Origin of the sequence: Cognaticolwellia beringensis (genome assembly GCF_002076895.1) — a bacterium.
Taxonomy (GTDB): Bacteria; Pseudomonadota; Gammaproteobacteria; order Enterobacterales; family Alteromonadaceae; genus Cognaticolwellia; species Cognaticolwellia beringensis.
This window is the reverse complement of the sequence record NZ_CP020465.1, coordinates 3042721-3067911: the sequence shown is the minus strand read 5'-3', so window position 1 is coordinate 3067911 and position 25191 is coordinate 3042721. Positions and strand designations below refer to the sequence as shown.

General features: G+C 36.8%; 21 protein-coding genes and 1 other RNA gene. 7 read left to right on the top strand and 15 right to left on the bottom strand.

From position 1 onward, the window contains the following. Nucleotides 1-3: 3 nt before the first annotated feature. On the bottom strand, nucleotides 4-1218 hold the full coding sequence (nhaA, locus tag B5D82_RS12990; RefSeq protein WP_094122805.1) for a Na+/H+ antiporter NhaA: 1215 nt from the start codon (nucleotides 1216-1218) through the stop codon (nucleotides 4-6). A gap of 251 nt (nucleotides 1219-1469) precedes the next feature. Here nhaA and B5D82_RS12985 point away from each other — a divergent pair, with 251 nt between their 5' ends. After that, nucleotides 1470-1940: an Lrp/AsnC family transcriptional regulator gene (locus tag B5D82_RS12985; protein ID WP_081152091.1), complete on the top strand. Its 471-nt coding sequence runs from the start codon at nucleotides 1470-1472 to the stop codon at nucleotides 1938-1940. 69 nt (nucleotides 1941-2009) lie between these two features. Here the strand turns inward: B5D82_RS12985 and B5D82_RS12980 are convergent, their stop codons facing one another. The 4 genes from B5D82_RS12980 to grpE all read right to left on the bottom strand — a co-directional run bounded on the left by B5D82_RS12980 (nucleotide 2010) and on the right by grpE (nucleotide 7586). Further along, complete coding sequence (locus B5D82_RS12980; RefSeq protein ID WP_172820647.1) at nucleotides 2010-2681, bottom strand: hypothetical protein; 672 nt, start codon at nucleotides 2679-2681, stop codon at nucleotides 2010-2012. A gap of 219 nt (nucleotides 2682-2900) precedes the next feature. Then, a complete protein-coding gene (gene dnaJ / locus B5D82_RS12975; RefSeq protein ID WP_081152088.1) occupies nucleotides 2901-4043 on the bottom strand; it encodes a molecular chaperone DnaJ in 1143 nt (380 codons plus the stop codon). 318 nt (nucleotides 4044-4361) lie between these two features. Next, nucleotides 4362-6284 (bottom strand): molecular chaperone DnaK, encoded by a 1923-nt coding sequence (dnaK, locus tag B5D82_RS12970; protein ID WP_081152086.1) that lies wholly within the window; start codon nucleotides 6282-6284, stop codon nucleotides 4362-4364. A 666-nt stretch (nucleotides 6285-6950) separates the two neighbouring features. Beyond that, nucleotides 6951-7586 carry a nucleotide exchange factor GrpE gene (gene grpE, locus B5D82_RS12965; protein WP_081152085.1) on the bottom strand — a complete coding sequence of 212 codons (636 nt, stop codon included), beginning with the start codon at nucleotides 7584-7586 and terminating at the stop codon, nucleotides 6951-6953. A 185-nt stretch (nucleotides 7587-7771) separates the two neighbouring features. Here grpE and nadK point away from each other — a divergent pair, with 185 nt between their 5' ends. The 3 genes from nadK (at nucleotide 7772) to B5D82_RS12950 (ending at nucleotide 10947) form a co-directional block, all read left to right on the top strand. Beyond that, nucleotides 7772-8653, top strand: a complete 882-nt coding sequence (gene nadK, locus B5D82_RS12960; RefSeq protein WP_081152083.1) for an NAD(+) kinase — start codon at nucleotides 7772-7774, stop codon at nucleotides 8651-8653. Nucleotides 8654-8829: 176 nt separating this feature from the next. After that, the gene (gene recN / locus B5D82_RS12955) at nucleotides 8830-10494 is read left to right on the top strand and encodes a DNA repair protein RecN (RefSeq protein WP_081152082.1); all 1665 of its coding nucleotides are present in this window, start codon (nucleotides 8830-8832) and stop codon (nucleotides 10492-10494) included. Nucleotides 10495-10599: 105 nt separating this feature from the next. Next, nucleotides 10600-10947, top strand: a complete 348-nt coding sequence (locus tag B5D82_RS12950) for an outer membrane protein assembly factor BamE (protein WP_081152080.1) — start codon at nucleotides 10600-10602, stop codon at nucleotides 10945-10947. 132 nt (nucleotides 10948-11079) lie between these two features. Here B5D82_RS12950 and B5D82_RS12945 read toward each other — a convergent pair whose 3' ends face one another. Then, on the bottom strand, nucleotides 11080-11466 hold the full coding sequence (locus B5D82_RS12945; RefSeq protein ID WP_245807471.1) for an RnfH family protein: 387 nt from the start codon (nucleotides 11464-11466) through the stop codon (nucleotides 11080-11082). A gap of 36 nt (nucleotides 11467-11502) precedes the next feature. Beyond that, complete coding sequence (locus B5D82_RS12940; protein ID WP_081152079.1) at nucleotides 11503-11934, bottom strand: SRPBCC family protein; 432 nt, start codon at nucleotides 11932-11934, stop codon at nucleotides 11503-11505. Nucleotides 11935-12085: 151 nt separating this feature from the next. Here B5D82_RS12940 and smpB point away from each other — a divergent pair, with 151 nt between their 5' ends. From smpB to B5D82_RS12925, 3 genes are all read left to right on the top strand, one after another. Continuing rightward, complete coding sequence (gene smpB, locus B5D82_RS12935; protein ID WP_081152077.1) at nucleotides 12086-12571, top strand: SsrA-binding protein SmpB; 486 nt, start codon at nucleotides 12086-12088, stop codon at nucleotides 12569-12571. Nucleotides 12572-12664: 93 nt separating this feature from the next. Further along, nucleotides 12665-13014, top strand: a transfer-messenger RNA (tmRNA) gene (ssrA, locus tag B5D82_RS12930). A gap of 173 nt (nucleotides 13015-13187) precedes the next feature. Then, complete coding sequence (locus tag B5D82_RS12925; protein WP_081152076.1) at nucleotides 13188-14450, top strand: tyrosine-type recombinase/integrase; 1263 nt, start codon at nucleotides 13188-13190, stop codon at nucleotides 14448-14450. A 709-nt stretch (nucleotides 14451-15159) separates the two neighbouring features. Here the strand turns inward: B5D82_RS12925 and B5D82_RS12920 are convergent. From B5D82_RS12920 to B5D82_RS12885, 8 genes are all read right to left on the bottom strand, one after another. Then, nucleotides 15160-16206, bottom strand: a complete 1047-nt coding sequence (locus B5D82_RS12920; protein WP_081152074.1) for a hypothetical protein — start codon at nucleotides 16204-16206, stop codon at nucleotides 15160-15162. Between the two features lie 80 nt (nucleotides 16207-16286). After that, entirely contained in the window at nucleotides 16287-16724 is a 438-nt protein-coding gene (locus tag B5D82_RS12915; RefSeq protein ID WP_081152073.1) for a DUF2513 domain-containing protein, read from the bottom strand. A gap of 123 nt (nucleotides 16725-16847) precedes the next feature. Further along, nucleotides 16848-17921, bottom strand: coding sequence for a hypothetical protein (locus B5D82_RS12910; protein WP_081152071.1), 1074 nt, complete (start codon nucleotides 17919-17921; stop codon nucleotides 16848-16850). A gap of 153 nt (nucleotides 17922-18074) precedes the next feature. After that, a complete protein-coding gene (locus B5D82_RS12905; protein ID WP_081152070.1) occupies nucleotides 18075-18512 on the bottom strand; it encodes a hypothetical protein in 438 nt (145 codons plus the stop codon). 560 nt (nucleotides 18513-19072) lie between these two features. Next, on the bottom strand, nucleotides 19073-21136 hold the full coding sequence (locus B5D82_RS12900) for a CapA family protein (protein ID WP_094122804.1): 2064 nt from the start codon (nucleotides 21134-21136) through the stop codon (nucleotides 19073-19075). Nucleotides 21137-21531: 395 nt separating this feature from the next. Continuing rightward, nucleotides 21532-22407, bottom strand: coding sequence for a LysR family transcriptional regulator (locus B5D82_RS12895; protein ID WP_081152068.1), 876 nt, complete (start codon nucleotides 22405-22407; stop codon nucleotides 21532-21534). Between the two features lie 43 nt (nucleotides 22408-22450). Then, the gene (gltS, locus tag B5D82_RS12890) at nucleotides 22451-23662 is read right to left on the bottom strand and encodes a sodium/glutamate symporter (protein ID WP_081152067.1); all 1212 of its coding nucleotides are present in this window, start codon (nucleotides 23660-23662) and stop codon (nucleotides 22451-22453) included. A gap of 107 nt (nucleotides 23663-23769) precedes the next feature. Next, nucleotides 23770-25059 carry a type III PLP-dependent enzyme domain-containing protein gene (locus B5D82_RS12885; RefSeq protein ID WP_081152065.1) on the bottom strand — a complete coding sequence of 430 codons (1290 nt, stop codon included), beginning with the start codon at nucleotides 25057-25059 and terminating at the stop codon, nucleotides 23770-23772. Between the last annotated feature and the right edge of the window lie 132 nt (nucleotides 25060-25191).

Sequence of the window (25191 nt, the reverse complement as noted above, 5' to 3'; positions counted from 1 at the left end):
TTATTATTTTGTATTATTTGGATTTTTTGTTATTTCGTCAGTTTCTTCAATATTTTTGACTCCACCTTTAATAATAAAGTAGCCAAAAATACCTGATATTAATGAGCCGATTACTATACCTAATCTGTCTTGAAAAATTAGATTCGCGCCATTACCTTGTTCGAACGCTAAAGAGCCAATAAATAAGCTCATAGTAAAGCCGACACCACACAATATTGCCGCGCCATAAAGCAAACGCCAATTTACGTTAGTAGGTAATTTTGCCCAACCTAACTTGATGGCAATAAAACAAAAGCCAAAAACGCCAAGCTGCTTCCCGACAACTAAGCCGGCGATAATGCCTAATGGTACGGGTGCCATAACTTGCTCCATACCAATACCAGCAAAACTTATTCCTGCATTGGCAAAGGCAAATACAGGTAAAACAATAAAGGCCACTAACGAATGTAAATTATCTTCTAGAGACTTTAAAGGTGAAGGCTCGCCTTCCTTTCCATTGATAGGAATAAAGAACGCTAATACAACGCCAGCTAATGTAGCATGAACGCCTGACTTTAATACCGCTATCCACAGTACAATACCTAAAAAGATATAAGGTGCGGTATTAGTGACACCACGTTTATTCATCATAAATAAAATAGCTAAAATACTAGCCGCAAAAACTAAAGATAATAATGAAAGTTGGTCGGTATAGAATAATGCTATAACGATAATCGCGCCTAAATCGTCAAATATAGCTAGCGAGGTTAAAAATACCTTAAGTTGCAATGGTACTTTGCTACCTATGATAGACAATATACCTAAGGCAAAAGCAATATCGGTTGCCGTTGGGATTGCCCAGCCGTTGATCGCATCGGGATCATTATAATTAAAAGCGACATAACATAAAGCCGGTATTAACATTCCGCCTAAAGCACCTATAGCAGGCAATGTTACTTGCCCTGGTTGCGATAAATCGCCTTCAAGAAATTCGCGTTTAAGCTCTAAACCTACCAGGAAGAAGAATAGTGCCATTAAGCCGTCATTTATCCACAGTAATAAGGGTTTAGCTATTTCGAAAGTACCAACAGAAACTTGAACCGGAATATTCAACAGCATGTCGTAATAAATCATAAACGGTGAGTTGGCGATAATCATGGCCGCGACAGCAGCAAACATTAAAATAATGCCACTGGCAGCTTCAAGCTTTAAGAAATCGTTTACACTTTTAATAATCATTTGTTCTCATTATTTATTTTCGATGCGACATAATATGTCACAATATATTTTTTTACAAATATACAAATGTATTATTATGTAAAAGCCTTTAAATTAAATAACGAATAAAACGGCAATAATTCGAAAATATGCAAATATATCGATATTAATTCATTTTTAATATGTTTTAACTGGTAATATGGCATTTAATAAGTGTAGCATTTACTAGAAAAAAATAACTAAGTGATATTCCGCAGAGGCAAAAAGTAGCAATGAAAAAACTTGATGAAATAGATTTACGTATTCTGACACTACTCTATAAGGACGCTGATATCACCAATAAAGAGTTAGCTTCACAAATTGGTATTGCTCCATCAACGTGTTTAGAGCGCGTAAAACGAATGAAAATCAATGGTGTAATAAATAATGCGTTCATTGATATTAACTTCAAAAGTATTGGCGGAAACATTGAAGCCATAGCAGCCATTAAGTTACAACCTTACTCAGAATTAATTGTGAATAAGCTCAGAGACGACTTACTTAAACTACCTGAAATAGTGAGCTTGTATCATATGGGGGGTAGTTATGACTATTTTATTCATATGTCGGTAAAAGATAGTGAACACTTACGTCAATTTGTATTCAACGCTATTACTTCTCGTGAAGAAGTCACCACCGTTGAAACGTCACTTATTTTTGAACATAGCCGTAGCGGTGTATTACCGATTTTTGATGAAGAATAAACTCGAGTTTATAAAACTAAAAAGAGCTGTATTTACAGCTCTTTTTTACTAATTAACCTCGTAATCATATTAATTTTTTACAAAATTTTCCGTCTCATAATATAGCGGTTTCATTGTGCCGCAGTTATAAAACTTATATTGTAATTCGTTACGTTTAGGGACCGGAGATGCGGTATTGAATTTGGTCAAACAACCCGCACTTAAGTCTATTTGAATTACGTGGTCATAACTGGGTGCTTGTTGCAGACGATGAATATAAATTTTATTATTTTTTCGATAAGTTACAACATCATATTCCTGCTGATTACTTGATGGTTTAATATCATCGAGCTTGCGCATATACAATTGCTCTGCAAAGTTTAAGGTCATGTTCTCGTAAACCAACATGCCATCGCGTTCAAAGTGCCCTAAATAAACATCAGCTTCAAGCGCAACTTTTTCACCTCGCATCAAACGCTGTAAATTAAAAGCATTAGGCTTAATAGTGACCATTTCATTATCACGAACTAACTGCACTAACGCGATATTTTTGACATCGAGTTTATACAACAATTGCACATCGTGAGGTTTTTGATACCGCGATAAGTTATAAGCAAAAATACCAGAAGATTTATTCAGCAATACCATCCCATGAACACCTACATAAGCAGGGTCGAGCGGTGGTAGCTCTTCAGGAGTTGACTCAGCTACACTGAAGAAACTCACTGAGGCAATTAGCAGGAAAAAAAATAAAACTCTCATCAATGTCACTCTCTTCACGGTAAATTATCAAGGCGAGTTAACTATATCAGAATAATCAAAATCAAATGGATTAATTAAAAAGACGATATTCACACGGATAAATCTGAAGATTCAAAGACTGAAATGCAGGAACAATTACCGAGATGGCTAGGAAAGGCCTGAACATAAAAATCCCGCAACATGTGCGGGATTTTAGTGTTTACGTATTCTTAAACTGACTTAGCTTTTAAGATCATCGAAGAATTTTTTCACACCGTCAAAGAAACCGGTTTCTTTCGGGCTATGCTTACTGGTGCTTTTACCCATCTTTTCTTCTAACTGGCGTAATAAGTCCGCTTGATCACCCGATAAACTTACCGGTGTTTCAATCACAACTTTACACATTAAGTCGCCTACTGAATGGCTGCGAACTGATTTCACCCCTTTGCCACGCAAACGGAACATTTTGCCTGTTTGAGTTTCTTTCGGTATTTTCAGCTTAACTTTGCCTTCAAGTGTTGGCACTTCAATGTCGCCACCTAAAGCCGCAGTTGTGAAGCTGATAGGCACTTCACAATATAAGTGGTTTTCATCGCGAACAAATATTTTATGGTCGCGAACATTCGCTTGCACATATAAGTCACCCGCTGGCGCGCCATGTTCACCTGCTTCACCTTCACCAGATAAACGAATTCTATCGCCCGTATCAACACCCGGTGGAATTTTAACTGATAGGGTTTTATTCTTCTCTACACGCCCTTTACCGCGACATGAAGTACAAGGGTCTGAAATAACCTTACCTTGACCAGAACACGTTGGACACGTTTGCTGAACAGCAAACAAGCCTTGACGCATTTGTACTTGGCCATGACCGTGACACGTTGAACACGTTTTAGCACTGGTGCCTTTTTTAGCGCCACTGCCATCACAAGGATCACAACTAACAAAAGTTGGTACTTTAATTTCTAAGGTTTTACCTTTAACCGCTTCTTCAAGACTCAGGTCAAGGTTATAGCGTAAATCTGAACCACGACGTTGGCGCGATTGACCACCACGTCCGCGACCACCGCCACCGAAAATATCTCCAAAAATATCACCGAAGGCATCGCCAAAGTCTTGTCCGCCGCCAAAGCCGCCGCCGCCACCATGACCGCCTTGCTCAAACGCCGCATGGCCATATTGATCATACGCCGCGCGCTTTTGATCATCGTTTAATATTTCATAAGCTTCTTTAACTTCTTTAAACTGTTCTTCTTTAGATTTATCACCTTGTGTTCTATCCGGGTGATACTTCATTGCTAAACGTTTGTAAGCTTTTTTGATATCGCGCTCAGCTGCATCTTTTGATACACCTAGCACTTCATAATAATCGCGTTTTGACATAGGTTTTATTTCTTTACTTCAAATTTATGGATACTAATTTGTTTAACTTCTTTCTTAGACGCGGTATGAGTTCTCTTTAACACCTTAAAAATCTAAGCAAATTACCATCGTTAATAATTAGGCTTTCGTTACTGCTTTAACATAGTAAAGCGCCGATAATTATCGACGCTTTAATTTGTTTGAACTTAGCAACAGACTAAAGTCATTTAGCTTTAAGCTAGTTAGTTTCATTGCAAGGCGGTTGCGCGGAGCCTAGTTTACTAGGTGAGCACAACCAACGCCGCAATGGGGCTAACTAGCGACAAGCTATAGGACTGACTATTTGTCGTCCTTAACTTCTTCAAACTCAGCGTCAACTACATCGTCACCGCCTGATGCATCAGCTTCTGGAGCTTCGCCTTCAGGTGCGCCACTTTGTGCTTGCGCTTTGGCTTGAGCAATTTCCATTAACTTAGCAGAAGCTTCGATAACCGCTTGAGACTTAGCATCGATTTCTTCTTTGCTTTCGCCTTTAAGCGCAACTTCAAGCTCAGCTAATGCCGCTTCAATTTTCTCTTTGTCTTCGCTTGGTAAATCGTCGCCTGCTTCTTCAATTTGCTTACGTGTTGCGTGAACCATGCCATCAGCTTGGTTACGAGCTTGAACTAGTTCTTCAAATTTCGCATCTTCGTCAGCATTTGCTTCAGCGTCACGTACCATTTGCTCTACTTCTTCATCTGATAAACCAGAAGAGGCTTTAATGGTAATTTTTTGCTCTTTACCAGTGTTCTTATCTTTAGCCGTTACGTGCAAAATACCATCAGCATCTAAATCGAAAGTTACTTCGATTTGTGGCGTACCACGTTGTGCTGGGGCAATACCTTCAAGATTAAATTGGCCAAGAGATTTGTTTGCAGAAGCTTGCTTACGCTCACCTTGCATAACATGTACCGTTACAGCCGCTTGGTTATCATCAGCTGTTGAGAATGTTTGAGACTGTTTAGTTGGGATAGTGGTGTTTTTATCGATAACTTTCGTCATCACGCCGCCCATAGTCTCAATACCTAATGATAATGGAGTAACGTCTAATAATAGTACGTCAGTTACATCACCAGAAAGTACACCGGCTTGAATCGCAGCACCTGCAGCTACAGCTTCATCAGGGTTAACATCTTTACGTGGCTCTTTACCAAAGAATTCAGTAACAACTTTTTGTACCATAGGCATACGTGTTTGACCACCAACCATGATTACGTCGTTAATGTCGCTAATTGAAAGGTCTGCATCTTTAAGTGCTTGCTTAAGCGGACCTAAAGTAGCTTTAACCATATCTTCAACTAGAGATTCTAATTTAGCACGCGTTACTTTGATGTTCATGTGCTTAGGGCCTGAACCGTCAGCAGTAATGTATGGCAAGTTAACGTCTGTTTGTTGTGCTGAAGAAAGCTCACATTTCGCTTTTTCTGCCGCTTCTTTCAAACGTTGCATGGCTAATGGATCTTGCGTTAAGTCCATGCCTTGATCTTTCTTGAATTCAGCAACTAAGTAGTTGATTAAACGGTTATCAAAATCTTCACCACCTAAGTGAGTATCGCCGTTTGTCGCAAGTACTTCAAACGTGTGCTCGCCTTCAACTTCATCAATTTCGATGATAGAGATATCAAATGTACCACCACCTAAATCGTATACAGCAACAACTTTATCGCCTTCTTGCTTGTCCATGCCGTAAGCAAGTGCAGCAGCTGTTGGCTCGTTGATGATACGTTTAACATCAAGACCAGCAATACGACCCGCATCTTTAGTTGCTTGACGTTGTGCATCGTTAAAGTAAGCAGGAACCGTAATAACAGCTTCAGTCACTTTTTCGCCCAAGTAATCTTCGGCTGTTTTTTTCATTTTTGCTAAAACTTCAGCAGAAACTTGTGGTGGTGCGATATTTTTATCACGCGCCGTAACCCAAGCATCACCGTTGTCAGCTTTAACAATACCAAATGGCATAATTTTAATATCGCGTTGAACTTCTTCATCTTCAAAACGACGGCCGATTAAACGCTTAATAGCGAATAATGTATTTTTTGGGTTAGTTACAGACTGACGTTTAGCAGGTTGTCCAACTAAGGTCTCGCCTTCTTCTGTGTAAGCAATGATTGAAGGAGTTGTACGATCGCCTTCTGCATTTTCAATTACACGTGCTTTACCACCATCTAGAACAGCAACACAAGAGTTTGTTGTCCCTAGATCAATACCAATAATTTTGCCCATCTTGAGGATCTCCGAATACATATTTAATAAAAATAAAGATTAAATCTTTTGATGAACAGTTAGTGGGGGCAGGAAAAAGTCTTTTCAACTATTTTTATCGAAATAAATTAAAAAATATTAATTATTTTTGTTCTGCTCTTTATTAAAGACCATTAAGCATTTGCTATTTATACCAAAGCAAGTAAAGCGCTGCACGATGATTGCTCAGAATAATAGTTTAGAAAAAACATTAAGAAAATAATAATTAATTGCAAATAGTAGATTGATGGCGTTATCAAAACTTCTTTTCTCTTACCTTAACCACAAAAAATGAAACAAATAAGAGGAATTATTTTAGTAAGTATAAATGTAACGTTGGGCGATTATGTAACGCTAGGTAATTTTTTTGTAGGTCGGACTTCAGTCTGTCAATCTATATACAGGGGTCAATCTATCTATAAGCGATAGGCGATAGGCGATAAAAACAAATAGATTAAAAAACTTACAGTAGCGGTCTGTTGTATTGATAAGCAATATCAAAAAATGATTAAATTTAATTAATTTGATGGACTCAATTCCAACCTATAACTGTTGAAAACTGATACAGGCGAAAAAGAACCTATCCCGCATATAAAAAAACCAGACATTTGTCTGGTTCTTCTTATGGCAAACTAGCGGATAATAGAATTATGCGGTGGTATCAACACTAGGCTTGGCTTTTGACACCATTACCATTGCAGGGCGAATTAAACGACCGTTTAACTCATAACCTTTCTGCATCACCGCAATAACGGTATTAGGCGCGACACCTTCAACTTCTTGCATTGACATCGCTTGATGCAATTCAGGATTAAATGGTTGATCTTGAGGATCAATCGATTTAATCGAAAACTTCTCTAACGAGGTCAGTAAACCTTGATGCGTTAACTCAATACCTTCAATGATCGCAGTATTACGCTCGTCATCTTTATCGATGCTTTGCAACGCGCGCTCTAAATTATCAACCGTAGTTAACATTTCAGCAGCAAACTTTTCTAAAGCAAACTTACGTGCTTTTTCAACGTCTTGTGCGGCACGTCGACGAACATTGTCGACTTCTGCTTTTGCACGAATTACCGAATCTTTTTGGTCAGCAACCGTAGCTTTAGCAGTAGCTAAGGCTAATTCAAGCGCGTTTATTTTTTCTTGTTCAGCACTGATATTTTCTGCTGCAGCGTCAAGTTGTACTTCAACTTGCTCTTCTGCATGCTCAATAATTTCAGCGGCTAATGCGTCTGCTGCAATTTCTTCAGCACTTTTATTCTCTGTTGACTCGTTGGCCATGAAAAACTCCAAAGTAGGTCTAAAAATTCAAAATAGGTAAAACTGATAACGCTAATTATGGGGGCTTGTTTTTATGATTCAAGCACAAAAGTAAATCATTTAGAAAAAAGTCAACTTTACAAGCGAGTAAAATAGCGCGAAACTGCTGATAGTCCTTAATTATATTACATATTTATAAGCACCGTATGAGTAATTTATACAACACCATTGGCTTAATTGGCAAACCTCATCATGAAGGTGCCAGTTCCACTATAGAAACATTACATCAATATTTGTCTCAGCAAGGTTATAAAGTGCTGGTAGAAAATTCAGTGGCACAAACCGTTAATATTGACAATGTAAACATGGCCTCACTGACCAATATTGGCGATCAAGCCGATCTAGCTATAGTTATTGGTGGTGACGGTTATATGCTTGGTGCCGCAAGAGTTTTAGCTTGTTATAACATTGGCGTAATCGGTGTTAACCGCGGTAATTTAGGCTTTCTAACTGACTTATCTCCTGACGATTTAATTACCCCACTTGAAGCTATTTTAAAAGGCGAGTCACGTGCTGAGCAACGCTTTATTATTGAAGCCGAAGTTTATCGCCACGGTAAACTTAAAAGCTCTAATAGTGCAGTAAACGAAGCTGTATTGCATGCGGGGAAAGTCGCCAACATGATCGAATTTGAAGTTTATATCGATGGCAGCTTTATGTTTAGCCAGCGTTCTGACGGGCTAATAGTGTCAACCCCTACGGGTTCAACGGCTTACTCAATGTCAGCGGGCGGCCCAATATTAACACCTAATTTAAACGCGCTTTCGCTAGTGCCCATGTTTCCTCATACCCTATCTAGTCGGCCAATTGTGGTTGACGGCAATAGTGAAATTAAACTGAAATTAGCGAATGAAAACTATGAGAACTTGCAGGTTAGCTGCGACGGCCATGTTATTTTAGCTGTTATGCCCGGTGATGAAGTTATCATCAAAAAAAGTGAATTTACCCTACGCTTAATACACCCACTTGATCATAACTACTTTAATGTCCTAAGAAATAAACTAAGTTGGGGTAATAAACTCTACTAACATTGCGTAAATCAGCGCCCGATAAAATAGCCAAATATAAATAAAATTGTAAACATAGCTTGAATAAAAACCAGATACTGTATAAATTAACAGTATCTGGTTTTTTTGTAATCAAAGGTCGTTATTTTACGCTCATCATTGGGTTGAGCATTTATATAACGGTACTAGGAATGACTATGTTATTACATCTCAACATTCAAAATTTTGCCATCGTGCGTTCACTCGATATTGATTGGCAGCAAGGCATGACCACCATTACCGGCGAAACCGGTGCAGGTAAATCTATTGCTATCGACGCCCTAGGACTTTGCCTAGGCGACAGAGCCGTAACTAATGTTGTTCGACCTAATTGCGCTAAAGCTGAATTAGCGGCTACCTTTGATACAACTAAGAACAAACACGCCAAAAACTGGCTAAAAAAGAATGACATGTTGCTCGATAACGAATGTATTCTTCGCCGGGTAATTTCTGCTGAAGGTCGATCAAAAGCTTATATAAATGGTAGCCAAGTTCCTTTAGCACAACTAAAAGAAATAGGCCAATTACTGATCAACATTCATGGTCAACACGACCATCAGCTGATTGTTAAAGCCACCGAACAACGTAATATTCTTGACGCTTATGCCAGTCACCAACACCTATTAGATGAAGTAAAATATTATTATCATCAATGGCGGGAACTAACCCAAGAAGCAAAGATATTACAAGAAAGCAAACTTCAACGTGAAGCTAAACAGCAGTTATTACAGTATCAAGTTAATGAATTAGACGAGTTTTCATTACAAATTGACGAATTTGAAACCTTAGAAACGGACTATAAACGCCAAAGTAATGGTCAACACATTTTAAGTGAAACTTTAGTCGCTGTGCAGCTGTTATCTGAAAATGAACAATTTAATGTCGTCGACAGTTTACAACACAGTGCTGAGCAAATTGCCGCATTGGGCAATTACGATCCAGCATTAAAAGCCATTGCAGAGCAACTTAACGAAGCATTAATTCAAGTAGAAGACGCAAGCCAAGAACTTAAGCATTACTACGAAAGCTTAGAGCTAGACCCACAAGCCTACACATTAATAGAAGAGCGTTACTCAACCGCTGTGTTACTCGCTAAAAAGCATCAAATTTCGCCTGACGCGTTAGCCAGTTTTCATCAACAGCTATTGCAAGAGTTACAACTATTTAGCTCTGACGAAACACGCTTAACGCAAATTAATGACGATATCGAAACTGCAAAACAAAAATACCAGCACGCGGCACTAACCTTGTCTGACTCAAGAAAGAAAGCGGCGACTAAACTCAGTAAAATGATCACCAAAAGCATGGGTGAACTTAACATGCAGCATGGGAAGTTTTTTATTGATATTTGCCAAGATAAAAATGAACATTTATCAGTAAACGGCAGCGACACGGTGAGTTACTTAGCAAGTTTAAACCCTGGCCAAGCTCTGGAGGCCATGAATAAAGTTGCCTCAGGTGGTGAGTTGTCAAGAATTAGTCTAGCTATGCAAGTTATTTTAGCTGACAAAATTGTTACTCCTACGCTGATATTCGATGAAGTAGATGTCGGCATCAGCGGGCCTACTGCTGCAATGGTAGGTACGAAACTGAAACAGCTAGCGAAAAACACCCAAGTTATTTGTGTAACGCATTTACCCCAAGTCGCGAGTAAAGGTCATCAACAGTTATTTGTCGCTAAGTTAACTGATGGTGAGCATACAGAAACAACCGTGACGGAACTTTCTAGCAATGGCCGCGTCCAAGAAATTGCCCGTTTATTAGCAGGTGATAAAATTACCGAAAATAGCCTGGCAAACGCACAAGAATTACTGGCCGGATAAAGCAAGCCACAGCAAGCGAGTAAAATAAACTAAAAATTATTTTGTATCTGTCAGCCCGCTTCGCTATTATCCCCGTTCAAACTATAAAGGATAAATATAATTACCATGTTGTTTCGAGTATTAGCTATTGTAATCGCCTTGTCTGTTTCTGCCTGTTCTAGTTGGGTTTATCGTATAGATATTCCACAAGGAAACTATTTAGAGCAAAAAGATATCGACAAACTTCAAATTGGTATGACAAAAGAACAAGTTAAGTTTGTATTAGGTAGCCCTGTTGTTGAAGATGCGTTTAATGAAGATATTTGGCATTATGTTTATCGTTTCAAATCAGGTAAAAGCACAGACTTTGACGCAAAAAAACAATTTACCATCACGTTTAATGACAACAAAGTTGTTGATGCCAAAGGTGATTTTGAATTACCAGAAAGCTATCACGTGCCAATGGTTAACTAAACGATTAACTTAATGGTTAACTAAACATTAGTTTTTTTGAAATGAAAAGCATGTCTCTATGGCATGCTTTTTTGTTTCTAATGCTTTATAAAATGAAAATAAAACCTTCATAAATTTAGTCAAGGTAACAGATCAAGCTTCATTAGCCTTACTTCGACGTGGGTCAACCCGACCACCGGTAACTTTATCAGCACGGCCTTCTTCTTTTGCTTTTTCTGCTCGGCGTTTACGCACTTCTTTCGGGTCGGCAAGCAACGGACGGTAAACTTCGATACGATCTAAGTCTTTTATTAAATCGGTCAATTTAGCCACGCGATTCCATATACCAACATTATTAACCGTTAAATCTATTTCAGGAAACTCATCAATGATGCCCGAAGCTAAAATAGCTTGCTCTATTGTAGTATTTGGCTCAACAGTACAGCTAATAATTTCCTGTCGCGTGGGTGTGCCATAAACCACCTCAATGGAAAATTGCTCTTGCACACTACTCTCTTCACTCATAACCTGTTCGCTCATGTTTTTGTAAACTCTTTTAATGCGTTGCTACTGCTACTAACCGTAAACTTCTTTTGCTCGCTGGGTAAAGGCTTGCACCATATTATTCGCTAAATTATTAAATACCCTACCAAAGGCTAAATCAAACATTTTATTAGAAAATTCATAATCTAAAGTTAACTCAATCTTACAGGCATCATCTGATAATGCTTTTAATTTCCAGCCGCCAACAAGGTACTTAAAAGGCCCGTCAACCAAGCTCATTTTAATCTCTTGATTACTAATTAACACGTTTTGCGTGGTAAACCATTTTTTCAGGCCGCCTTTAGAGACTAATAACGCGGCTGTCATACCCATATCATCTTGAGCAATTATTTTACTATCGCTACAATCAGGTAGAAATTTTGGGTAGGCAAGCACATCATTAATTAAATTATACATATCATCTACACTGTGCATCACTAATGCACTACGGCTTATGTTCGGCATTCGCCCTCCAATTCTCAAGGGCGTTATCATAACAAATGTCTTATAAAAACGCATTAAAGTGAAAAATGATAAATAAGCCATTTAAATAACAACGATTCTCCGTATAATGTTGGCGATTGCTATTTTTGGTAGTAAAAAGAATGGAAATATAATGGCAAAGAAAAAGAAATCATCAAGCAGCAATACCATTGCTCTAAATAAAAAAGCGCGTCATAACTACACCTTAACTGATAAGTTTGAAGGTGGCATGAGCTTACAGGGTTGGGAAATTAAAAGTATACGCAGCGGCAAAGTCAATATATCTGACTGCTACGTGCACATTAAAGAAGGTGAAGCCTATTTACTTGGCGCTGAAATCATGCCGCTTAATGCTGCTTCTAGCCACGTAGTATGTGATCCTAATCGTGACCGAAAACTACTATTAAACCGCAGAGAGTTAGAAAAAATCACGGCTTCTGTAGAGCGCGATGGCTATTCTTTAATTGCCACAGCAATGTATTGGAAAGCGTGTTGGGTAAAATTAGAGTTTCATTTAGGTAAAGGTAAAAAAGATCACGATAAACGCGCTGACATAAAAGACCGTGAGTGGGCGGTTGATAAAGGCCGTTTAATGAAAAATAAAAACTTAGACAGGTAACTGGTTAAAAAATACCACGTTGTCTATTTAAACTAAGCGTTGTACAATGCACCACATAGGCTAATATAGCTTATAGAAAAAGAGTAAAGCTTTGGGGCGGATCTAGGATTCGACGAGATTCATGAAACCCAAGGTGCATGCCCAGGGGCGGTTTGCCTGGTAAAAAGCCGCAAAACTATAATTGCAAACGACGAAACGTTCGCACTAGCCGCTTAGGCTAGCCATCGCCTCAAAAATTCTCCTATTGTTTAGAGGATCGATGGTCACCCCAAATAGGATAGCGAGGGAAGCACGCTTAAGGCTGAACCGCGAAATAGTATTAAGCTCACCATGACGAAGCCTGTCGGTTGGCGTCCAATTGGTTAAATAAAAAATCGACTAAGCATGTAGTACCGAGGATGTAGGCTTTTCGGACGGGGGTTCGATTCCCCCCCGCTCCACCAATTTGATGTTGCAATGTGTTTCGATAAATTGCAAAATATTATAAAGGTCGCTCTAGTAGCGGCCTTTATTGTTTTTCATTGTTGTAGTTTGTTGCAATGGTTATTGATTAGTTGCATGTTTTGGGCATATGATTAGGCATATGATTTTAATTTTAAAATATGGATATGCCTAAATGCCTAGAAGAACAATCCCAATATCTGACACAGAAATTCGAAACACAAAAGTTCAAGATGGGAAGAAAGAAAAAGTTCTATATGATGGTTCAGGGTTACAGATGCATATCCAAGCAACTGGTTCAAGAATTTGGCGTTTTAGATATAAACATCCTATTAAGGGTGACCGTAAATTTATAACCTTTGGGCATTACCCTGCGCTAACTTTATCAAAAGCCAGAGAAATGACCTCATCTGCACATCGATTATTAACTTCTGGTTTGGATCCACAATTTGAACGTGAAAAGGAATTACAAGCAAAAGCTTATGAACATTCAAACACATTTGCAAAAATCGCAAATGAATTTATTGATAAAGTAAAAAGCAAAAAAGTTTCCCAGAATCATGCAGAAGCAATAAAAGATTCATTAATACTTCATGTTTTTCCTTATGTGGGGAAAAAACCTATAAATGTACTGGAAGCTTTAGATTTTATTGAAGCATTAAGACCAATGTCTAATAAGGGCACTTTAGAACAACTCTCCAGAGTATGTCAGAGGATTAACGAAGTAATGGACTACGCCGTTAACTGTGGAAAAATTAAATATAACCCTGCTCAAAAAATTAGTAAGGTTTTCGAATCTTCGAAAGATGTGCATTACCCTACTATCCGCCCTACTGAGCTCCCAACATTAATAAAAGCATTAGCATATGCTAATATTCAAAGAAAAACACGAGCCTTGATCGAGTTTCAGCTACATACAATGACACGACCAATTGAAGCAGTCTCTGCACAATGGAATCATATTGATTTTAGCGAAAGAGTGTGGAAAATCCCAGCCAAAATAATGAAAATGAAAAAAGACCATACAATTCCTCTGACTGAACCTGTGCTAAAGATTTTACAGTTTATGAAAAGTATTTCAGGTTGTAATGATTTGGTATTTCCAAGCAGCAAAGATCCGAAGAAACATATGAGTTCTTCAACCGCCAACACTGCTCTGAAAAGAAACGGCTTTAAAGGTGTCCTAGTTGCTCATGGAATGCGGTCAATTGCGAGTACATACTTAAATGAGAATACAGATAAAATGATACCTATAGTTAAAAGGCACCGTAAAGAGCTCATCGAAGTTTGTTTAGCGCACAAAGAAAGAGATGAGGTAAGAGAAGCTTATAATCATGCAGAATATATCGAAGCTAGAAGAAAGATTCTCAACGAATGGAGCGATTTTATTCTCAAATCTGCAAAAGGATTTGGAACGATTTCTAACTTGCTTGATTAAGAAACACTTCGTAATCTTTTTATTGGTTAAAATACACCCTAATTCCTTATATGAAACATTCTTAGTTGTAGTAGCTTATATTTAATCAGACACTTTTCAGTTATGGGCTTGGCAATCTCCTTAAAACAAATTAGTAATGATTATTATCAAAATATCAGCAGAAGTTAAAATTTAGCAGTTAATTACTTACATTTTGTATTTTAGGCTACATATTTGTAGTTTTGTAGTCTATCAATATGAATGTATAACAATACCTTATGAGCACTAAAAGCAAATCGAATAATTATATATGTCAACAACCGCTGTCGGAGCAGCAGACTTTTTCATAATTTAAAACTAACTTTTTATTGTCCGTATAAATAAAACTCTATTTTTAGATTTTAACCTAACGCCCTGTTAATGACTTCTATCAAAGCAATTTAATAATTTAAAATCAAATAGTTAAATAAGATACCAATAAGTTAAGCATGTCATTTGTAGCATATGTGTAGCGTTTTATTTATAAATTTATTTCTTAAACAATATCACTAAAATGTCGTTAAATGCCACAAAGCGGTCATTAGCACTTACTGGCTAGAATTGAATTCAGACTAGTTTTTGTATCGATAACGCCGCATTAAGCGGACTCAAAATAGTAGGTTAAAATGTGTAGCGAAGCGAAGCGAAGCGTAACCCACTATTTTAGTTCCGTTTAAATACCTTGTACGCTCTAATAACGATACTGTTTCATTGTTTCAACTAAGGAATCAATTATCATTTTTTTGCTTTTCATTTCATCTCTTTTTTGGCTTAACGAAAGATTTATGAGGTTCCGAGTTTTACTTAATACAAGTTCAATTTGTAACTCTAGTATTGGGCGCACTACTTCTATGTGACCGAATTTAGGTTTAGGATTCGGTGGAGCGAAACTGACTACTGCATCTCGCTCGACGGGTACAAATCCATCACCGTGAGATACAAAGATTTTACCTACTCCATTTTCATAAGAATTTTCTCTTATGTAATCATGGTCATAATACTCCGTTAGATCTCCATTAGTTACTTTATATATTGGTTGAGCAATTTCAATTTTTGGTGAGTAGGTTCTAGTTTTAAACATTTCTTTCTCAGTTTGCTTCGTAGGCATTGCAAACTTCATATCTGTAGATTTTTTATTTGGTGTTGGAATTTCACAGTCAACATAAGGAAAACCAAGTTGTTTTGAAACAACAAAATCGGAAGAACAATTCACAAAAACCAAATTATTGACCCGCAAGCTAAACGCAGTTGGACTCATCATGAAAGCAATGGTATTGACACCGGACCAATTTAGCTCTTTTTCTTCTTTATATGTATTTGTGATAGATAAATACCTATCTTTCAAACCTACACGAGAGTTAACATAGTAGTGAGAGTCAAGCCCAAATACATCTTTATTCATGTATTTTACACCAAGCCAAGCGCTAATTCTGACCTTGTCAAACCAATCTAATAAAAGCTCTAACTCTGAAGTTCCCACATTTTCATCTGACATTAACTTATCAAAAATTGGCTTAACCTGTGCTTCAATCTTCCCAAATTTATCATTACACGACGTACAGGAGGGAAATGTATAAGATTTTGTATTAAATACAATTTCTTCACCTGTTTTCCAATTACTGCCAACAGATGATTCTTTCTGATCATAGCCTGTGAGCTTTAGGAGCCACTGAGGGAAGATATGCTCTTTATTCTTGTTTTGCGGTGGTTTACCACAAAAAATACATACCGGTTTCAATTTTATCTCCTAGCTCAATTGAGCGTATAACGCTTTGCTAATGGGCAAACTGTTTTAGTCCTGTTGAGCAACTTATACGTTTAAGCTAATAAATCATCAAGTTTCTTTTTAGCAAAGTGCTGAATTAGCTTTTGACTACCGTCAAAAAGTACTTTGAACGGAGCATCTTTCAACTCTGATTTTAACTTAGTTAAAACCTCTTTATTCCTTAACGCGGAACAAAAGTCATGACCTTTTTGAGTAAGTCTAATTGGAACCGAAATTACTACATCAGAGTTTTTACTAAAACTAATACCAATGTCTTTTAAGGTACGAGATTCAAAATTTCTGTTGCTTATTAAACTATTTTCTAGAAGCAATTGTGCATGAAATATAAATTTTTCGTCAAACTTTCCGGGGTTATCTAATGATTCGACTTGCACACCAGAACTGATCCAATAGTTGTAATCGATGTGGGCAGAATCAGCTTCAATAAAGGCATTGAGTAAAGAAGAAATATAATCGATATCTAATTTCATCTGAAATCTCCAGAAACATACCAACGCCTCGTTAAGAGGCAAAAAATTGTTGGCTAGAATTCGACGAAGGAGCAAAAGCCAACTGTTTTTTGTCCTTTTAAACGACTTATCTGCCTATACACTTTACGGAGAAGCTTTATCCAAAACTTTTGCTAATAAAGACTTACCTAAAGTTCTAGCTCTTGAAGCCATTGAAATTGTTTGATCAATATTATCAATAAAAAGCTGTAACTCGCGCTGTAACTCTTTGCTTGCACGATTAAAGCTTTTCTCTAAATTAGGCATATTTTCCATTGATGTGAGCAGGCCAACGAAACCATCACGCCCTCCTTGAGCTCCATCTTGCAGTGTTTCAAAACCATTTAAGAAGCTTTCAATGCCTTCAATAGACTCTTCATCCTGAGTCTGATTTAAAGTTAAAACAATCTCGATACTTGTTTCTACTTTTTTATTCAATTCTCTGTAATCTTCATTTTTCGGTTTTAATAAATTTGCATAATCATCTACGTGTTTAGCCAACTCTTTGATTACGTTACGTCGTTGCTTAGTCGTTAAATTACTTGTAGTAAGTACCTCGGTAGCCTTAGTTATCTCTGGAGTTAACTCATCTACCAATTTACTTCCTACGATCGCTACAATCTCGGTTAAGTCTTCAAAGTTATCTTCAACTTGGATTATATGGTCTAAAAAGCCCAAATCTGATTCGTCATCATTGCTATCATTTACTACTACAGGCAACAAGGAGTGATTCACATTTGGAGTATTACCATAATCTTTAACTGGATTACCAAAAGGTAATGTTCCATTTGAAGCTTCTTGCGCTAGTTGAAGAAGTTCAGTTTTTGCTTCATTCATTCTAGAGAAGTGTGTGGAGTAACCTATTACCCTATAAGATTTTAAGTCAAAAGGAAGCTCTTCAATTTCTTGAGTGATGAGTACAACCTTTTTTTGAAGTGCATGAGCGATACCAAGTTCATAATATACATTGGCGTTAGAATCAGTTAGATCTGCAACTATTAAATCACTTTCTATAATTCCTTTTACAATATCTTCTAAAATATTACTTTGACTTTTAATGTCATCAGCTCTTTTTACTTTATATCCAGCTTCAACAAGCGCTCCCTTTATCAAGAAATCATATACATCATTTAATGACTCAGTAAATGGCATTAGTATAAAGGCTTTTTTATGTTCCATTTTAATACCTCAAGTGAATTTTGACTACGCTGCATGAAAGGCAGATAACGCCTCGTTAAGAGGCAAATAATATGTTGTCTAAAATAAGCGACGCTGGAGCAAAAGCCAACTGTTATTTGTCCTGCTTTAACGGCTTGATAGGCTTATATTTTATTAATTAATGTCTTTAGCTGCTATACGGTCAATAATGTCTGCACTAACGCTTCCATTGTCGTGAAAGTTTAGGTTATCGATTTTAAGGACTACGGTCTCTTTTGACATTGGACGAGGCTTCGCCGTTATACTCCAGTTACTATCACTTTCTGGATTTTGTTTAACTCTTAATACATAGTAGATAGCTTTACTATTTTTAGTTGCTTCAAATAATTTGGTTCTTTCACGTGCCATCTTACTAACTAATTGTTGGGTAGCGCTTTTGGCAACAGCTTCGTCTGTCGAAGCGCAAACATTAACCATTCTGTTTTTAAAGTCTAGATTCTCTGGACTGTTCCAACCGAGGTAAAAAAATGACGTTTCATTTACACTCGACCAATCATAAGGGTTTGACATAGGTGCTTTCAGCCAAATTCGACAAAAATCTGTAATATTCATGATATATCCGAAACTTAGTATGCTTTTGTTTTAAGTTCTTAATAGTAATAGAGCAAACAATACAGAGAAATATACAGTTGACTGGATACCACCAATAAGCCTCAACATCTGATTATGGAGACCTATCAGTAATGTCCGCCCCATAAATATTATTTAATTGACATTAATATCCCATAATTACATAGCTTTAGGAAATACAAATTTTGTATTTTTGTCAGAACATGGATATTACTGAGACTTCTCAGGAATAATTCATTAGAAAATATATCGCAAAAAACTTATCTCTAAAGTCAGCAATGCGCACCAAGAAGTCTTTAACAAAATATCAGCTTCATTTTAAATTAACGATTTTTTAAAGTGAGACGTTAAGGGCAAAAAGTGCCACTATCACTACGACACCTTTAATTGATTGATATATAGAAATTTATTTACTAATGGAAGTATATTATGAGTAAACGTAGTCTGAAATTTAAGTTTAAAACCCCTATTTAACCAGTGATTTATTTAAGAAGTGCAGTCTTTAGCTAAACAGGTTAAGTTAACCTGTTTAGCTAAATAGCCTACTTTATCGTTAACATTATTGGTTGGGTAGGCGTTTTATTTAGGCCGATATAGGATGCTTGCATCGCATCGACATTCAGCTTTTCAAGGGTTGTTACTTTGCTAAAAGCTGTTTGCCATTCAACTAACGCTAAGTCATCGATGTCTATTTGTCCGGTACTTCCATCAAGTAATTCAACCGTAGCGAGTAATCTATAAGAGCGGTAACCAATTCTAGGTGAGTTAAAATCAACTTCTAAAGATTTCCAATTATCACTCTTTGATAGTTCGAAGCTACCGATAAGATGCTTTTTCCCTTCTTCACGCGCTTGGAAAAACTTATCACGAGTTTTTCTGCCCTGCCAGTAAAAGCTTATTTTTGCGGGTTGTGATGTTTTAACTTTTGCGACAACAGTTGTTGGATTACTGGCTTTATAAACCCGTTTAAAGCCTTGCATGCCAAGTTCACTTATTTCGTTATTAGAGAGTTTTATTCCTAAGCTTTTAGAACCACTTGCGCCATAATTATTAATGACCGCTTTTTCTCTGTCGTACATCCAACTACGATCTTTGCTATCAAAAGTGGTAATACTTTCAAAATCACTACCATTAACTAAGTTGATACCTAATCGGTAACTTAAGTCACTTTTTGGTAATTGGATGCGAGATAATTTTTTTTCCCAAGGGTATGCATATAAAGGAGCCACTTGAGTGCCTTTGCTAAAACTCAGCTTATGGTCTGTTGGCTCATTACTTTTGGCGTTTCTAGTAATAACCCCGTGTCCACCAGAAGATGTAACTAATGTGTTGCGTTGTTCAGATAAAACAGATAAACGTTTCATTACTGTGTAGCGGTTGATTCCTGTTGCAGGTGTTGGTTTATAACCTTTTAGATATAGTGGCACTAATTCAGCTCGATGAAATTCACCTTTGTCCATCCAAACGTATAAAATAAAGCTGTAAGGGGTTGAAGGAATATATTGATCAAAAACAAAATTTCCCATGGAGTAAGCAATGAGCTTGTTATTATATAGCTCTAATCCTTGAGCTACATGCGGATGATGAGCTACAGCTAAACTCGCACCAGCATCAATTGCTGATTTTAACCTTTGCTCTGTAACACCAGTAGGATTATTAGAATACTCTTGGCTGCCATGGTATTGCACAATAGGAATATGACCTGCATTAAGTTCTTTATTCACAGATTTAAGGATATTCTTTGTAGTACCAAAAGCAGCTCCACCTTTGTTTTTCTCTGCTACTTGATTAGGTGATACGCTACCTTCCCAACCCACATAACCCAACATACTGTAATCAACACCGTTTAGTTTAGTTCGATAAGGTGCTAATGCTTGCTCTTCATCAATACCTGCACCAGAGAAGCCTAATGTGCTTCTCCTTAAATGTTTCAATGTTAAATCTAAGCCTGATTTTTTAAAGTCATAGGTATGGTTATTACCTAAAGTCACATAGTCTATACCCGCCCAACTTAGGGCATCTAATATTTCTGGCTTAGAAAAAAAACTGACTGATTTTGGTGCTGAATCACCCGGAATTTTATTGAATACTTGAGTTTCCAAATTCGCTGTAGCAAAATCGGCCAGGCTCATATATGGCTTAATATTTTCTACAATAGCCCGACTGTCTGCTAAACGATTATTATCATTAATTAAAACAGAGTCACCAAAATAAGGATTATAAAATCGTCTTCCCATCATAGTATCGCCACCAAAAGCCAGTAAAACCCTACTGTCAGTTTTTTCAACTAATGCAACATCTGCTATTTGCAAAGAAGGGCTTCTTTTATTTAATTCATAATGACTAAAAGTTTGTATACTTGAATAAAAACCCTGCTTGGTAAAATTTAACTGATAAATATCGGCAATTGGGACTTTTATTTGATAAAAACCATTTTCATCTGTTTTAGTATTAATATTCGATAAGCTGACAACGGCCTTAGATATTGGCTCTTGGCTTTCACTCACTAACCTCCCTTCAATCAGTACGCTGGCAAGTAAAGTATTAGAAGCAAAAATAAACGATATGATTGCAAGAAAAGCTATTGTTTTTATTCGTATAATCACCTAGTAACACCTATTTAAAAATTGATTCCAATAGTATGAAAGGTTAAAAGTTCAGACTATGAACTTCCCTTTTAACACAACACCATTCAGTTATAACTACTATTAATTATAGCCCAACACATAGTTATTATTTGACTCATCAGTAAGATCAAAGTACCTCATAAGTGGTTTGTTATTATAGTTGGAAGTGTTATTTGACTTCGTATTATTGTTCGATATTTCTTTTCGATCTTCAACCTTATTACCTTCGCTATTAACGTCAATATTATTCATCATATCCTCTTGTGTTTTTAAATGAGTATGAATCGATTTTGAACGCCTTTGTAAAAGAAAACTATAATTAAAAATTCATTTCGTCATAGACTTAGGTTATACAAGGAGTATTTAACCAATACTTAAAACTTATTGAGTAAAACAGGAATAAAATCATCAACTACTCTAGATAAACCATTATTGTCTAGGTGTAAGGCGTTTATGGTAAAGTTCAAAGGAGGATCAAAAGATGCTATTGATATATTGTCTGACATAGCACTTTGAGCAGTATGTTTGTCCACCACACATAAGCCTGCACCTTGTTCTACCAATTTTGTAGCTATGTAGTAGGTTTGAACTTTTATAGATGACTTTGGAAAAACATTTTCTTCCATCATTCTTGACCATAATAAGTCACCTAATGGCCCACTATCATTAATATCAATAAATTCAAATTTTTCGAGTTCTTTTAAAGTAAGTTTTTTAGGACAATCAGGAAATTTAGCTTTAGGGTAAACAACCACTAATTCTGTTTGGCAAAGTTCTATATTGGTAATATTTGGCCGGTCTTTTGGACAAAATAAAATGGCTAAGTCACATTTATGCTCAAGTAGTGATTGCATGACAGATTCATTGTGAACAGTAGCTATGTCAAAGTTTACCTCAGGATGGACTTTATGAAATTCAGCTACAGCATTAGGGACTATGTTCAACCCTAATGCTGGTGTTACTCCTAAACTTATCTTGCCAAATTCAGAGTTTCTAATATTTTTAGCGGTGTTTTTAATGGTTCTTAGTTGGTGGTATATTTTATCTACTTCGCTAAACATCATTTCTGCTTCGCTTGTAGGGATAAGCCTGCCTTTAACACGTTCAAATAACCTAAAGCCTAATTGCACTTCTGCATGAGATAATACTTTACTCACTGAAGGCTGTGATACATGTAACATTCCGGCTGCTTTAGTAATCGAGCCCGTTGTATATATTGCATGAAATATTTCTATGTGTCTAAGTCGCATTCATTAACTCCATTTTGTTAATTACACATTAACATTATTTGGTTTAACCTAATACAAATGGCAGGCTTAAATAAAGCTGAATAACCAAAGCATTCGTTATATCAATGAAGAATGCTCCGACTAATGGAACGACTAAAAAGGCTTGTGGTGATGGGCCATGTCGAGCGACTAAAGCTTCCATATTTGCAACAGCTGTTGGAGTGGCACCTAAGCCAAAACCACAATGACCACCAGCAATAATAGCGGCATTATAATTCTTCCCCATGATTCGAAATGTAATAAAATAAGCAAAAAACATTAACATCACTGCTTGAACTAAAATAATAAACACCATAGGCCCCGCTAGATTAAAGAGTTCCCATACTTTTAATGACATTAGCGCCATCGCAAGAAAAATAGATAATGCCATGGTTCCCCATAAATCAATACAAGCTTTACTTATCGTGTATTGTTTCGAAAATTCACATAAGTTTGTCGCGAGCACACCAAACAATAAAGGGATTAAAAAGGCAGGTAAAACGATTCCTGAAGTTTTTAAGCTAAGATAAACTACATGACCTAATCCCATACAGAACAAGATAACAAACAAGGTTTCCATCATTTTCTTGGGTGTAACTAAGTCATGACCTTCAGGATTAAAGGTAACAGTATCATCAAAATCTGTATTATATTCATCAGCTTTTAAGTTGTATCTATTGATAAGTCTTTCACTAACGGGTCCACCTACTAATCCACCTAACACTAACCCCAATGTAGCGGCAGCCATAGACAATTCGAAAACACTTGAATGCATATTGTATTCATTGATAAACAAATCTGCATAGGTTGCACCATTACCATGCCCACCTGACAATGTTACAGAGCCTCCAATAAGGCCCATAAGAGGATTCAGGCCTGTTGCTGTAGCCAAAGAAATTCCAATAGCATTTTGTACAAGTAAATATAAAGTGGCAGTAAACAGAAATAGCACAACTTTGGGACCTCCTTTAAGTAATAGTGAAAAACTTGCTCCAAGTCCTACCGTAGTGAAAAACATTGTCATTAAGGGGGTTTTGAAGCTCATATCAAAGTTTAAATTAATATCAAACAGTGAATGTGCAATAGCAGCTAACAGTGAAAAAACAATTCCACCTACTACAGGCTCAGGGATGTTGTTATTCCGTAAAAATTTCACTTTAGAGTTACAGAAATAGCCAGCAAAAAGGATCAATAAGGCAACGGCTAATGTTTCTGTAATGTTTACTTCAATACTCATGCATTTATCCACATTTATTTATAATTAAACTTAACTTTATGAATTACTACTTGATCGTTTGGATTTACTTAAAATCTAACAAATGTCGGCCACAACAGCTTTGAGGGTTATTCTCGATACTCCATTTTCGCTAAGACATCTTCAACGGTATCTGCTTTGCGAATACATTTTATGATTAAAGCATCATCGTCACCACTAACAGCATATACACCAATACGGGGTAGACTATTATAATCAAAATGATTACTAAAATAGTAACCGCCAGTGTCATGAACCATCACATAATCATTAGCTTCTAATTTGGGCAGTTGCTGATCAACACAAATCAAGTCACCAGCAAAACAACAAGGTCCTGCGACATCCGTAGGGATAACTTCAGATTGAATACTTGTTTTTTCTTCGCCGCAAGGTAAGAAGCCAGTTACACGTAGTGGCCATGATTTAGGTAAGAATGCTGTACGAGTAAGTATTTGAGCACCAGCATGTGTTGTCGCTATATGTCTCCCTCCTGAATTTTTGGTGTACTCAACACGAGTAACAATAACACCATTTTTTGCGGCAATAGCACGACCAAACTCTGTTTTTACTTGGTATTTATTCGTAAAGAGTAAAGGTACTTTTTCTGATAATACATCTGCATATTCTTTGAAAGTTGGGCTAACTTCTTCACTGATAAAGTTTACAGGCAAACCTCCACCAATATCTAAACGAACAACTTGTTGATGACCAATATATGAATTAATTTCTTCTGCTAATGCAGTAATTGAGTAAACACCACTAGCCATTAGCGTTAATTCACAACCTTGTGAACCGGTATGAGTGTGTATGCTTTTCAACCACGGTCGTGCTTTATATATTTCAATAAGTTTTTGTTTGTTATTTCCGTCAGCTAGTGCATAACCAAATTTTGATGTTGCTGTAGCTGTACTGGTTGAACTGATTTTTCCACTGCCAATTTGCGGGTTTACACGAAAACCAATCACTGATTTTGTTTCTGGAAATTCCAACATTAATGCATCTATACGAGCAAGTTCTTGCAAATTATCTATATTAAGAGAAATGCCATATTTGATACAAGTACGTAAATCTGCCATTGTTTTTGCTGGAGAATCAAAGATTATACTGTCATGACTATAGCCAGCTTTTAACGCAATTAATAATTCTCCTGGACTCGCAACTTCAGCCCCCATACCATATTCACGTAATGACTTTAAAACACTCACCAATGCATTCGCTTTAACGGCAAAGGTATGATAAAAATTTTCAGGGAAAGCATCATAAGCATCCTTTACGGTTTGCTTTAATCTATCTAAGTCCATTATGCCTATAGCAGTCAAATTATCATCGATGATATTGGTATTAATAGCGCATTGTATTATTTTTTGCTTTCTAGTCATTAGCATATCTTTTTAAAATTTACGGGAAAAAATGACACCACCTAAATGTGATGTGCATACCTTGTTTCACTAACCCAAGATAGTTTAATCATAACCAAATCAACAATAGTAAATGTTATGAACTCAATAACC